The organism is Cyclobacterium xiamenense (assembly GCF_900109255.1).
GTDB lineage: Bacteria > Bacteroidota > Bacteroidia > Cytophagales > Cyclobacteriaceae > Cyclobacterium > Cyclobacterium xiamenense.
The window spans coordinates 702,160-715,472 of record NZ_FNZH01000002.1; the positions used below are offsets into that span (position 1 = coordinate 702,160).

The 13,313-nt window shown below is 51.6% G+C and carries 9 protein-coding genes; 5 read left to right on the plus strand and 4 right to left on the minus strand.

The window, feature by feature from the left end:
- Positions 1–528: 528 nt before the first annotated feature.
- Genes BMW71_RS07725 through BMW71_RS07740 form a run of 4 tightly spaced genes read left to right on the plus strand, consistent with a single transcriptional unit; the run spans position 529 to position 7,455 of the window.
- Complete coding sequence (locus BMW71_RS07725; protein WP_092171716.1) at positions 529–2,244, plus strand: PQQ-dependent sugar dehydrogenase; 1,716 nt, start codon at positions 529–531, stop codon at positions 2,242–2,244.
- Positions 2,241–3,110 carry a sugar phosphate isomerase/epimerase family protein gene (locus BMW71_RS07730; RefSeq protein WP_092171719.1) on the plus strand — a complete coding sequence of 290 codons (870 nt, stop codon included), beginning with the start codon at positions 2,241–2,243 and terminating at the stop codon, positions 3,108–3,110. The genes BMW71_RS07725 and BMW71_RS07730 overlap by 4 nt, the downstream gene beginning before the upstream one ends.
- Positions 3,111–3,113: 3 nt before the next feature.
- The gene (locus tag BMW71_RS07735) at positions 3,114–5,948 is read left to right on the plus strand and encodes a PVC-type heme-binding CxxCH protein (RefSeq protein ID WP_092171721.1); all 2,835 of its coding nucleotides are present in this window, start codon (positions 3,114–3,116) and stop codon (positions 5,946–5,948) included.
- 40 nt (positions 5,949–5,988) lie between these two features.
- Complete coding sequence (locus tag BMW71_RS07740) at positions 5,989–7,455, plus strand: glycine--tRNA ligase (protein ID WP_092171724.1); 1,467 nt, start codon at positions 5,989–5,991, stop codon at positions 7,453–7,455.
- Positions 7,456–7,781: 326 nt separating this feature from the next.
- Here BMW71_RS07740 and BMW71_RS07745 read toward each other — a convergent pair whose 3' ends face one another.
- The 4 genes from BMW71_RS07745 to BMW71_RS07760 all read right to left on the minus strand — a co-directional run bounded on the left by BMW71_RS07745 (position 7,782) and on the right by BMW71_RS07760 (position 12,253).
- Positions 7,782–8,744 (minus strand): alpha/beta hydrolase, encoded by a 963-nt coding sequence (locus tag BMW71_RS07745; protein WP_092171727.1) that lies wholly within the window; start codon positions 8,742–8,744, stop codon positions 7,782–7,784.
- 9 nt (positions 8,745–8,753) lie between these two features.
- Positions 8,754–9,485, minus strand: coding sequence for a sugar-binding protein (locus BMW71_RS07750; protein WP_092171729.1), 732 nt, complete (start codon positions 9,483–9,485; stop codon positions 8,754–8,756).
- 71 nt (positions 9,486–9,556) lie between these two features.
- Positions 9,557–11,044, minus strand: coding sequence for a sulfatase family protein (locus tag BMW71_RS07755; protein ID WP_244891113.1), 1,488 nt, complete (start codon positions 11,042–11,044; stop codon positions 9,557–9,559).
- A 312-nt stretch (positions 11,045–11,356) separates the two neighbouring features.
- Positions 11,357–12,253 (minus strand): tetratricopeptide repeat protein, encoded by an 897-nt coding sequence (locus BMW71_RS07760; protein ID WP_092171735.1) that lies wholly within the window; start codon positions 12,251–12,253, stop codon positions 11,357–11,359.
- A gap of 428 nt (positions 12,254–12,681) precedes the next feature.
- Between BMW71_RS07760 and BMW71_RS07770 the strand changes: the two genes are divergently transcribed.
- Complete coding sequence (locus BMW71_RS07770; RefSeq protein ID WP_143057576.1) at positions 12,682–13,179, plus strand: nuclear transport factor 2 family protein; 498 nt, start codon at positions 12,682–12,684, stop codon at positions 13,177–13,179.
- Positions 13,180–13,313: the final 134 nt, after the last annotated feature.

Here is a 13,313-nt window from a genome sequence, read left to right on the forward strand (position 1 = left end):
AAGCGCACCGGAAGGGTGCATTTTTTGATTAAATAGGGAGCATTGGAAAGCAAGGTTACGATTTTTTAAAGACGATTACGTGAGCTATATTTTTTTCAGACGGGGACAATGGTCAGTTTACCGTTGAAAATCTTTCCTTCTGAAAAGAGCTGGGATTGCCGGGTCCAAGGCATTAGATGAGGCGGGTGCAGTTTCTTCATCGAATTATCAAAAGCTACCCTACAGCAAATTGGAAAAAAAGTTAGGTAAACTGCAGAGATTCTACCAGCCAACAAGTTGCAGCCCCCAATTGAAATAACACACGATTATTTCTTTGATCAACCTGTATTCGTCAGTTCCGATGTCCTGTCCCGAAATTAGTCAAAAGGAGTTAGCCCAATTTCAATACAGTGAACGGTATGTTCCAAACGTTGCTTGTATCTACCGATTCCAATCGGGCACATTCGTTTTTTTATTTTGGTAGAATAGAGTAGATTAGTCGGGTCAATTAGAAAAAAGATCATCGGCAATCGCCTGACTATACCCTTTATGAATAACCGATTTTACGGATACCTGCTGTTTGCAGCCACTGCCATTTCCTGGTCCTGTTCCCCGGGAGATCAAAAACTTGAGGAGCTGATTCCCATGGACGAAGCAGCTCTGGCGAACGGAGAGGACCTGTTTGGTACCCACTGCAGCAGCTGTCATGGTTTCGAACAGGACGGGATCGGTCCCCACCTCGGAGGCATTACCCGAGAGCAGCCTCTGGAATGGCTGCGCCGCTTTATCAAAAACCCCACTGAAGTGATCGATAGTGGAGACGAGCGAGCTGGGGCCGTCTTTGCGCGCTATAATAGCTACATGCCGGGTTTTGCCTACCTGGAGGAAAAGCAAATCGACGCCATCATAGCGTACATGCACCAATACCCGGCACCTCAGGTAGCCGAAGGTGCCCGCGGTGATTCCATTCTAAACCCCATACCCGAACCCATTCCCCTTTCCGACCTGGTCGTGGAGCTTGAGTGGATCAGTACAATTCCGGCCTCTGCCGAAAACAAACCCCTCACCCGCATCGCCAAAATGGATTACCATCCCGTGACGGGCGACTTGTATATCATGGACCTAAGGGGTAAAATGTACCGCATGCAAGGGGAGGAAACACAACTGTATTTGGACATGCAGCAGGAGATGCCCGCCTTTATTAACCAACCGGGCCTGGCTACTGGCTTTGGTAGTTTTGCCTTTCATCCGGACTTTGGCAACAACGGTCTGCTGTATACCTCGCACACCGAAAAACCGGGGACCGCAGCCGCAGATTTTGCTTACGGGGATAGTATCAAATCCACCCTGCAATGGGTGGTGACCGAATGGCAAACCGGGCAACCGCTGGAACTTCCCCTGCAAGCCAACAGCCGCGAACTCTTCCGTATCGACATGGTCACGGGTATCCATGGTATGCAGGAATTGACCTTCAATCCTCTGGTCCAAAAAGGAGACCCGGATTATGGTTTGTTGTACATAGGCATTGGAGACGGCGGAAGTGTAGGTGCCGGCCATCCCTGGGTTCCCCATGGAGCAAGTCAGGCCTGGGGTTCCATCTTTCGCATCGACCCCTCCGGACTTAACAGCGCCAATGGAAACTATGGAATCCCCCCAAACAATCCTTTCGTGGGTCGGGAAGGAGCCCTGCCGGAAATTTATGCGCATGGCTTTCGAAATGCCCACCGGATTACCTGGACTGCAGACGGGAAAATGTTGGCCACTAATATTGGACAGGGGCAAATCGAATCCCTGTATATCGTGCATGCCGGGGACGACTACGGGTGGCCAGTCCGGGAAGGCACCTTTGTGATCGACTCCGAAGTGGCGATCAATCAGGTGTTTCCGCTTCCCGAAAACGATGCGGAATTCGGCTATACCTATCCGGTGGCCATGTACGATCACGACGAGGGAAACGCCATCTCCGGAGGGTACGAATACCAAGGGTCTCAAATCCCCGCGCTGCAAGGCAAATACCTGTTTGGCGACATCGTTCGTGGCCGCTTGTTTTTTGTGGAAACCGATGATTTGGTCCGGGGCCGGCAAGCCCCGATATACGAATGGCAGGTAAGCTACGAGGGGACCTCGAAACCCCTGTCCGAACTGTCGGGCAGCAACCGCGTGGATTTGCGGCTGGCGAGAGACCGGCAGGGGGAAATGTACCTCTTCACCAAAGCCGATGGGAAGGTATACCGAATGGCAGGTACCAAACAACCGAACCCATGATCGACATTCAACGAAGAAAACTTGTAAAAAAGCTGGGCCTCTTGGCAGCCACCGCAGTATGGCATCCGGTATTCGGCGGGGGTCACGCGCGTAGGGCCGACCGTTCCATCGGCGCCTGTGATTGGTCCATCGGCAAGACCGCGGATCCCAGCGCCTTTTCCCGGGCGAGGGAAATCGGCCTTGACGGCGTGCAGGTCAGTCTGGGTACCGCCCAAAACGACATGCACCTGCGCCAGCCGCCTATGCAGCAGGCCTATTTACAGGCTTCCAGCGAGCAGGGGGTGCGCATTGCCAGCCTCGCCATCGGGGAACTAAACCGGGTGCCCTACAAATCGGCCCCCGAAACCGAGGCGTGGGTTCGCGACAGCATCGACGTGGCCAGTGCCCTGTCCTGTACCAATATATTGTTGGCTTTCTTTGGCAAGGGCGACTTGCGGGACGATCCGGAGGGGAAAGCGGAAGTAGTGCGCCGGCTTCGAAAGGTGGCTCCCAAAGCAGAAGAAATGGGGGTCAACCTGGCCATCGAATCCTGGCTTTCGGCGGAAGAACACCTGGAGCTCATCGAAGCCATCGGTTCTCCTAACGTCAAAGTGTATTACGACGTGGCGAATGCTACCGAAATGGGCTACGATATTTTTCGGGAAATGGAACTGCTGGGAACCGAACATATATGCGAAATCCATTTCAAGGAAAACGGAAACCTGCTGGGGCAGGGCAAAGTCGATTTTGCCCGAGTGAAAGGCACCTTGGATAAAATAGGGTATACGAACTGGATAATTATGGAGGGTGCGCTTCCCAATGGAGCGGAGATCGTGCCGGCCTACCAGCAAAACTTGAAATTCGTTCGAAAACTCATTCGCAGTTAGCCCATGAAAACCTACCGCCTACTATCCCTGTCTCTTTTTTTCGCCCTGCTCTCCTGCGGGACTGGCAACCGGAATCAGGAGGCGCCACTTTTGTATGTACCGGAGGAACTGGAAGTGAGTCTGTGGGCCAGTAGCCCGCTCTTTCACAATCCCACCAACATGGATGTTGACGCAAAAGGAAGGGTATGGCTTACCGAGGCTGTCAATTACCGCGATTTTCGCAATGCCGACGGTCACCTGGTGCGGGAGGCGGGCGACCGGGTTGTCATCCTGGAAGACCGGGATGGAGATGGAAAGGCAGACACTTCGCAGGTATTTGTACAAGACGAAGATTTACGCAGTCCGCTAGGCATCGCCGTGGTGGGCAACCAGGTGGTGGTATCTTGTTCGCCGCATGTAATCGTATACACCGATACCGACGGGGATGACCTGCCGGACAGCAAAGAGGTGTTTTTAACGGGTTTTGGGGGAAAGGACCACGACCACGGCTTGCATGCCGGGCAATTGGGACCGGATGGCAAATGGTATTTTATTGCCGGCAATGCCGGACCACACCAGGTGGAAGACAAAGAAGGCTGGACCTTGCGCTCCGGAAGCGTGTACAACGAATACACCCCCTACAGTACAGAGAATGTGCCGGCCCAGGTAAGTGACGACGGGAAGGTTTATACCGGTGGGTTGATCATTCGAATCAATCCCGACGGTACCGGAATGGAAGTGATGGCCCATAATTTCCGCAATGCCTACGAAGTATTTGTGGACTCCTACGGCAACATGTGGCAAAGCGATAACGACGATCAGACCGCCTCATGCCGCACCACCTGGCTGATGGAGGGGGGCAATGCTGGTTTTTTCAGCGAAAAGGGAGACCGTACCTGGCAAGCCGACCGCCGGCCCGGTCAGACCATCGCCGAAGCACACTGGCACCAACACGACCCAGGAGTCTTGCCCTCGGGGGATGTGTACGGGGCAGGCTCTCCAACCGGAATGCTGCGCATCGAAGGAGATGAATTGGGAGAAGCATACCGGGGTTTGTTGCTCGCTGCCGATGCGGGAAGAAACATTATTTTTGGCTACCATCCCAGGCCGGAGGGCTCCGGCTATTCCCTGGCCAATAGGCAGAACTTCATTGCTTCTGTTGACACAGACAATGAGGGATATATTTGGCATCAGGTGGAGGCGGATACCAGCAAGTGGTTTCGTCCCAGCGATGCCAGTCTGGGAACGGATGGGTCCCTTTTTGTGGCCGACTGGTACGACCCCATTGTCGGAGGGCATCAGATGCGCGACAAGGGAGGGGAGGGAAAGATTTACCGCATAACCAAAAAAGGCCGGAACTATGCCAGCCCTTCGATTGATTTTGGCACCATTTCCGGTCAGGTGGCGGCCCTTTGCAATCCAGCGGTGCATGTACGGGCCCGTGCTGCTCAGCTTTTACGGGAGCAAGGCGCTGCGGTAATTCCCCAGCTGGAGCCCCTGCTGGATCATGTCAATCCCTTTTACCAGGCCCGGGCAATTTGGCTACTTGCGGAAATGGGTGCGCCTGGCCTGGAAAAAGTGCGGCCTTTGCTTCGGGACAAGAATCCGGAATTGGCTTTGACAAGCCTTCGGGCCATGGCGGCGGTTGCTCCCGAGGCCTTGCTGGGAGAAGCGGCGACGCTTATTTCCGAAGCCCATCCCCTGGTGAGGAGGGAATGGGCGTTACTTTTGCGCAAACTGGACTACGAGAAAACAGCCCCCCTATATAGCCAGTTGATTGACGGATTTGACGGAACCGACCCTTGGTACCGCTATGCTCTGGGGATTGCCTTTAGCGATCGGGCCGATGAGGTATTTGAGCGAGAGTGGAAAAATACCGACCCGCTGGCATGGAGCGCGGCTCAGGCCTCGCTGATTTGGGAGCTGCATCCCGAAGCCGCCATTCCAGCGTTGATACACCGGGTACACAGCGAATCGCTAAGCCCGGAGGAACGCCTTCAGGCGCTGGAGACGCTGGCCTTTGTTCCACATAACGAAGCGGTAGAAACCTTTTTGAGGCTAGCGGAAGGAGAGGGGATCCTTGCCGAGCAAGCGGATTGGTGGTTGCAGTTTAGGAAATACAACGAATGGCAGGACTTTTTGGAGGATTGGGAACCACCTTTGGATAACTTACCTGCCCCTCAGCCCGAGCTCCTCGTTGCGCTAGACCAGCTAAGTGATAGTCTGGGGACTACGGCAGCGCAGCAGGAAGCCCTGAACAGGCTGGTAGAAAGCCCGGAGGGGCGATTGCACCTGGCATTTTTAGCCGTCAAAGGCAGTTTAGCGGATTCCCTGAAGACGCTATTACCCGAGGAATGGTCCACGGAAGGTCGTCTGGCTGTAAGGAGCCTATTGACCAGGCTGTTTGGAACCGAACAGCATTTGGACGAGGCAGGTATCAACCAGCTAGCGGGCGATGTGACAAATGGAAAGGTCCTGGCTGCCAGAAACTGTCTGGCCTGTCACCGAATTGGTGATTCCGGGAATGAAATAGGTCCTTATCTAAGCGGTATTCGCCAAAAAATGGATGCACCCACCCTGGTGAACGCCATCGTACAGCCCGATGCAGCCATTGGGTTTGGTTCCGAATCCTGGTTGATTCGCCTGAAAAATGGCGCTGCGCTGTACGGGCTGCTGCAGTCCAACGGTCCGGTGGTCACGGTACTTGACAGCCAGGGGCAGCGTTTCGTAATCCCCGCCTCCGAGGTAGCCGAAAAGCGGCAGGTGCCGGTGAGTCTGATGCCCAAACCGGCAGAAATGGGACTGATGGCGCAGGACATTGCCGATATCCGTGCCTACCTGATGCAGGGAGATCTGTAAAAACCTTGTACACTATGGGTTTTTGCTTAATTTTGCGCCCATGGCAAAATCAGCACAACCTCAGGAAAGCAATCTGCTCAAAGATATCATCGCCCATGCCAAAGAGTATGGGTTTGTGTACCCATCTTCCGAAATTTACGATGGACTTCAGGCAGTATACGATTACGGCCCCTATGGCGTAGAATTGAAAAACAATCTCAAACGCCTGTGGTGGGAGTCCATGACCCGCCTGCACGATAATATTGTAGGGTTGGATGCGGCCATTTTTATGCATCCCACCACCTGGAAAGCCTCCGGTCACGTGGATAGCTTCAACGATCCCATGGTGGACAACAAGGACAGCAAAAAGCGGTACCGTGCGGATGTGTTGATCGAAGAGAAAGCGGCCCAGTACGAGCAGGCTGGAGAAGTAGAGCGAGCCAGAGAATTGCTTGCTGCCATGGGGAAATTGCTGGATGCAGCCGATTTTTCCGCCTTGCGCGACCTGATGATCAACGAGGGCATTACCTGTCCCCTGAGTGGTACGGCCAACTGGACCGAAATTCGGCAGTTTAACCTGATGTTTTCCACCCAGGTGGGTTCTGTTGCCGAGGATGCATCTACGATTTACCTTCGGCCGGAGACGGCTCAGGGCATTTTTGTCAATTTCCTAAACGTGCAGAAGACTGCCCGCATGAAAGTGCCTTTTGGGATCGCACAGATTGGAAAGGCTTTCCGAAACGAAATTGTAGCCCGGCAGTTTATATTCCGCATGCGGGAGTTTGAGCAAATGGAAATGCAGTATTTTGTACGGCCCGGTACAGAACTGGACTGGTACAAGCAGTGGGCAGATACCCGGGTAAAATGGCACCTGGCGCTGGGGATACCAGAAGAAAAAATCCGTCGGCACGACCACGACAAGCTGGCCCATTATGCCAACGCCGCCCTGGACATCGAATACCAATTTCCCTTTGGCTTTAAGGAAGTGGAGGGCATTCATTCCCGTACCGACTTTGACCTAAAGGCACACCAGGAATACAGCAAAAAGAAGCAGCAATACTTTGATCCCGAGGTGAACCAGAACTACATTCCCTACGTGATTGAGACTTCTATTGGGGCAGACCGCTTGTTTTTAATGACACTCTGCAATGCCTATACGGAAGAGCAAATTGGAGATAAAAGCAGGGTATACCTCAAGTTTCACCCAGCCCTGGCACCGGTAAAAGCGGCCATCCTACCCTTGACCAAAAAAGACGGCTTACCGGAAAAAGGCAAGGCCATCTTTGAGCAGCTGAAGTACGATTTCAATATTATTTACGAGGAGGCGGCTTCTATAGGCAAGCGGTATGCGCGGCAGGATTTGATCGGAACGCCCTTCTGCATCGCCGTAGACCACCAGACGTTGGAAGACGACACCGTCACCATCCGGGACCGGGACAGTACGGAGCAGGAGCGGGTAGCGATTGCTGAGCTGCATGGCAGGTTGGCTGCTGCCTGTAGTTTTCGGAAGGTGTTTGAGAAGATTTGATTTTGCCTCCCTGGTCCGTCCGGTCCCTGAGCGGAGTTGGTACTGACCGTCATTGCGAGCGCCATTGGTCCCTGAGCCTGCGGGCTTCGGCAGGCTCAGCCTGAAAAGGGAGCAATCTGATTCGGAGCGTAGACTCAGTACTACGAAAAAGTGCCGTTAAAAACGGCTGCTGTGCACATCTTCCTACAGACTGCCGCGGGTGCTGGGGCGATTGGTGAAATACGATTGGGGTCCGATTAGCCCCCTCGCAGTGACGGGAACGTGTTGCATTGGTGCCAATGTCGTCAATGGTAGCAACGCAGCACATCAAACCATCGCTTTGCGGACTACAGGTATCGTTCTAAAAAACGGTCGATGTAAAACTGACAGTAGTCATTTACCTCCCGCGCCCTATCCATGGTATGCGGCCAGCCTTTTAGCCGGTGGTACTCGTTTGGTACCCCGGCTTGCTGCAGCCAACGCTGCAAGGAATCCGACTGGCTTACCGGTACCAGGGAGTCGATGGTCCCTTGAAAAATAAGCGTTGGCGGATCATCGGCAGTGATAAAGGTACGAGGCGATGCCAGCCGATACATCTCCGGATCCTGCTCGTAGCTGCTTCCCATAAAACGTTGCACCTGTTCGGTGGAAATAGCGTAGGGAGTTGTCAGATCTACCGGGCCGTATAAATCCACAATCGCTTTCACCCTGCTGTCTGGGCCCTGCTCGCAATCCCGGTTAAACAAAGGCTCCTCACCTCCGTAGCCAAGCAAAAGGGAAAGATGCCCGCCTGCAGAACCGCCAATGAGCGCCAACCGATCGGGATCAACGCCGTACGCGTCCGCATGTTGTTTGATCCACTTAATGCCGCAGTTTACATCCTGTGCGGCGGCAGGAAACGTTGCTACGCCAGAAAGTCGGTAGGAGAGGGTGGCGGTAACGTAGCCCTTTTCAGCATAATCGATCAGGTAAGGGAGGTAATCCTGCCGCTTGCCCTTTTTCCAGGCACCGCCGTGCACAAAAATCAGGGTGGGCGCCGGTTCCTGCAAGCCGTTTTTCCGGTAGATATCAAGCTGCAGCTCCAGCCCGTCGATGGTTTTGTAGGGGATGTCCGTGAACGCTTCCAGGTTCTCCGGCACTGCCGGAGTGGACTCGATCAAGTCTAAGCTACCCAATCCATACGCGATATTCAGAAGGGTTTCATTCAGGTATCCCCGGGGAGCTTGTAGCGGCCGGTCCGCGTCGGTGGTTGCCGTTTGGCAGGCGCAAGCGAGACAGCCGGCAACGAGTGCAAGGAATATCGTTCTCATGCAGGAAATTTACTCCATTCGAACCGTTTCTCCAAAAGCTGAAGGGATGTGAAAATCGGGCGTTGAGCTGTTTGGTTTTTTCCAGGAAAACCAAGTAACCGCTTCGTCGGGCGCAGGTTTGAAGTCGGCTCGAAAGATTCCAAGGTAAAAGGGGAAGGAAATCCCCAGTTCGCTCAGTTCGTCCAGGGAGATTTTGCCCTCAACAAGGTATCCGGTATCGGTGATCCTGGCAGCCAGTTCTTTGCTGGTAAAATCCCAGGTCGGGTCAAACTCGCGGTAATAAGCCGCAGAATAATCGAGCACGTTTCCATTCGGGTCGATTTCGATGCAATAGTACCTTGCGAGGGTAGTATCGCCCGAAAAAAACAGTTCCACCCGATCTTCCTGTTCCACGGATGCTTCGTTTTGAAAGGCTACCGTTGTCAGGGAATTGTCCCGGACCTCAAAAGAAAAATTGAAATGGGTTGGAGAGACAAAGGCTCTGAATGTGGTTTGGTCATTATTTTTTTCCTCGGGCCAGGGGGAAATCAATCCCTCGAGAATCCAGGCGCGTTCCCAGGTTTTTTCGTCTATTCGCCCGTCAACCTGTATTTCTCCCGACAGGGCTGGCAGGCTGAGTCGGGAGGAAGCCGGGTCTCCACAGGCAAAAAACAGCAAAGCCAGGGGAGAAATCAGCAGGTACCGCTCAAAAAGCGAGCGTATTTTTTGGGGCTGTTTCCGTGAATGGAGTGCTTTTTTCATTGTTTTTTTCGTTTATGGATTGTCCTTCCTGCGGACGCTGTCAAGCGGTTTCGGGTCCGTTTCCGTCTGGGTTATTGCTTTTTCCATACCTGACTTTGTTCGGTGATCGGTACATCCCAGGGTTGGCTGGGGTTTGGGAGGTAATCTGGGTCGCTATCCTTTTCTGGGAAGGTAGGAATGATTTCACGGAGCTGCTTGAAATGCCGCTTTCTTTCTTCGGTATGCAGGCTGTCGAGTAAGTTGGTGGTTTCCATCGGGTCGGCTAGTAAATCGATAAATTTTTCAGGTTCCCGTTTCGAATTGATGTACAACTTGTACTGTTTGTTTCGTACGACGCGGTCGCGAAAGAGGTATTGATTTTCCACGCCGTTTTCTGTAAGCGCGGCATTGTTTCCGCCTCCCATGGCTAAAATCCAGTTTCGCTGGGAAGATTGGTCCCCGTGGATCAAAACATCCCGAAAGGAGAAGCCATCGATCTCAAATCGCTCATTCTCCGAATCCCGCTGTTTCTTTTCGGGAATGCCTGCCAGTTCCAGGCAGGTAGGGAAAATATCCGTAAAGTCAATCAGCGCGTCTGAAACCCTATTTGCGGAAATTTTTTTGGGCCAGCTTACCAGAAAAGGCACATTGATGCCGGATTCGATGGTTTTCGACTTACCACCTTTTACGGAAAACCCATTTCGAGTTCCGGTAATTGCGCCGGTAGTACCATTGTCTGTTGTCCAGATAATGAGGGTGTTGTCCCGGATCCCCGCATCTTCCAGCGCTTTTACCAGTTCGCCTGTAATCCGATCGGTATAGGCTACCATGGCTTTGTGCTTCCCCAGATTGTCTGCTTCATTGCTATCGGGAGTGTTCACGAAGGGGGTGTGGGTGAGAACCATGGGATAGTAAATGAACATGGGGTTGTCTTTGTTTTTGTGGATAAAATCGATAATGAATCGTTTAAACACATCGGGTCCAAACGCTCCGGTATGGGTTTTACTGCCTGCTTTTGTGTACAGGTAGGGGTCCTGGTACCTATTGGCGCTTGCGGCTACTCCCGATTCGTAGCCCGTCCACATGCAATAGGCATCAAACCCGTTTTTTGTGAGCGCATCGGGTTCCACCCGGAAATCATCGATTTGCCACTTGCCGGCAATGCAGGTAGCGTAGCCTGCTTTTTTCATTTCCTTTCCCAGTGAGGGATAGCGTGTTTCGTCAAAATGGGCTCCTCCACCCCATCGGGGAACGTCCCAGTGATTTACCCAACCGTGCCTGAAGGGATACTGACCGGTCAATAAGCTGACCCGTGTGGGCGTGCATTGGGGCATGGCATACGCATTACTAAAGGTAATGCCGCTTTTGGCCAGGGCATCAATGGCCGGCGTGGAAATATCCGCTGCACCATAATGGCTGATCCATTCCTTGCCCAGATCATCGATCAGGATGATCAGAATATTGGGCCGGGAAGGGAGCGACGTTGCCGGCTTTGTTTGCCAGCAACCGGAAAATACGATCAGTAATGCAATACAAGTCGATTTATTCATGTCGGGTACGGCAGATCTATAGTTAGTCAATCGCGGGTATTTCACCCGGTATTATTCGATAATGATACACGATTCATTTGAATTTTTCATACGTATAGGATATTTATTTGGTAGGTAAGGACTTTTTATGAAATTCAAATGCAGGGTCGATGTGGCAGTTGCTGGCCCGATTTTTTTTACCGAAAGCAATCAAATGGTGCGCAAAATCTGTTTCCTCGGAATTTCGAATTACATAACCTAAGTTGTTCCATTTTAGATTTGCCGCGCTCCTAGAAAAGCAACTTCTCGTGTTCTTAGTTAGGAACGAGAAAAGATGATAACGTAAACAAAGGACACCAGGAATTATTGAAAGCGAATTGTGATGGTTTCATCGATGCCGCAACGTACAAAAACCTTATCACCCGGATTAACGGAACGCCGGAAGCCATCCTCTCTCAGAGGTAAGCTTCCCATTAGGTTCAAGATGCGTCGGTTGGCTTCAATTACCACGCTGGTATCGATGTTCCGTGCATGTTCGTATTTTTCAATTGCAGCGAGAACTGCCAGGCTTTCCTGCCAGCTCTCGCCACAATTCCTGCTCATTTTTAAATAAATATCCCCCAGGAGTAAGTACGTTTTGCCAAAGTCGCTTGCCAATTCAGCAGCCCGCCGGGCATTGTTGCGTGCCTGCTCGAAAAGTCCCAATTCCTTGTATTGGATAGAAGCGATCTGGAAAGAATACATTCCCTTTTTAAACCCATCCGTTTCCCCGTCCATAGCCACGTTCAAGAGACGAATAGCTTCGTGATAGTTGCCTTCCTGTATTGCCTGATCCACCTCGCTGTTCGATAGCGGATCTCGTTCAGCCTCGGGTTTGATGGCCGCTTGTAGCAAGTCGTACTGCGCCTGGATCATTTTCAACGTCGGGTCCGTTTCCAAACAGCCTAGCGATTTAAGTTGCTCCAGGATGTAGGCGACGGTCTCGAAATCGTCGATATTGGTCGTGTACAGCTCTTCAAGCTCCTGCGTATAGTATTCGCAGTCGAAAGAACGCAATTTTACGTCGTAAAAAGCTGACTTCGACTTGTGTCCCAAATGATGGCCCGGCCCACAGCGTTGGCTGTCCAAATACTCGGTCAACGGAGTGCGTATACCTTCGACGGGAGAGGGAACATACGCGATCCCGATCACCGGGTACAACGGGGCTATTCCCGATCCAAGAAACACGAAAAGAAGTAGGAACAATTCAAGGTATTTCATGGCGAGGGAGGAAATGAACGATTCTTTGTAACTAACGGGTCTTGTTAAAAATCGGTATTTCTAATGAATAATACAATTTCTTGCAAAAGATAATGCAGGCTTCAAAGGAATCGATGGTTCACAATTAATTACTAAAATTTTCATTTTATGTGCTTTTTCGTTTCGGGAGCAAAGCCGGAATACAAACACGAAGATCAATAGGCGGGTTTTGAGAAGCCAGCTCCGTTGGATGGTGTGAAGAACGCAAAAAAAATGAACATGCGCTGACGACCGGAAAATAAAACTTTCTAAAAAACAAAAAGAAGTAGTAAATTGTGGTATTACCACCGGGGTACTTGCATCGGTTCCGTAAAACCGATTTTGGAAGTCAACCTGCAACTCTCTGAAGATTAAAAAAATATCCATACAGAACACGTAATCCTACATCCATGACGACTGTAAAAGCTGGCCTGTCCGTTTTTTTTCTATTCTGCACACTAAATGTATTTTCACAAGCTGGCAACACCCCAGATGCCAGCCGATTGGCCGAATTAGACGCATTCTGGAACGAAGTGTCTCGAACCATCGAAGAGGGTGACTTTGAAGGCTACGCAGCTACGTTTCATGAAAAGGCGGTCTTGGTGTCCGACCCGAGAGGACTCGCGTACCCGATCACGAAGGCCCTTGCCGGCTGGAAAAAAGACATTGAGGATACCCGTGCCGGATTACGCAAATCGTCCGTGGCCTTTCGATTTAGCAAACGAATGGGCGATCCCGCTACTGCCTTTGAGAGCGGAATTTTCTACTATTCCTTCGAAGCGAATGGCGAAAAGGGTGGGTATTACATCCATTTTGATGGGCTCTTGGTAAAAGAGGGGACCTGGAAAATGATGCTGGAGCACCAAAAAGGCCCCGCGACAAAAGAAGAATGGGACGCGTTGGAATAGGTTAAAAAATGGACTGGTCCCATTTAAATTCTATCGAATGAAAATTCATCTTGTTTCTCATCACCGATTAGTTTTTTGAATTTTTTGCGTATTGTTTCCGTATTCGTGATAATTTTGGTTTTTCAGCGGAGTAA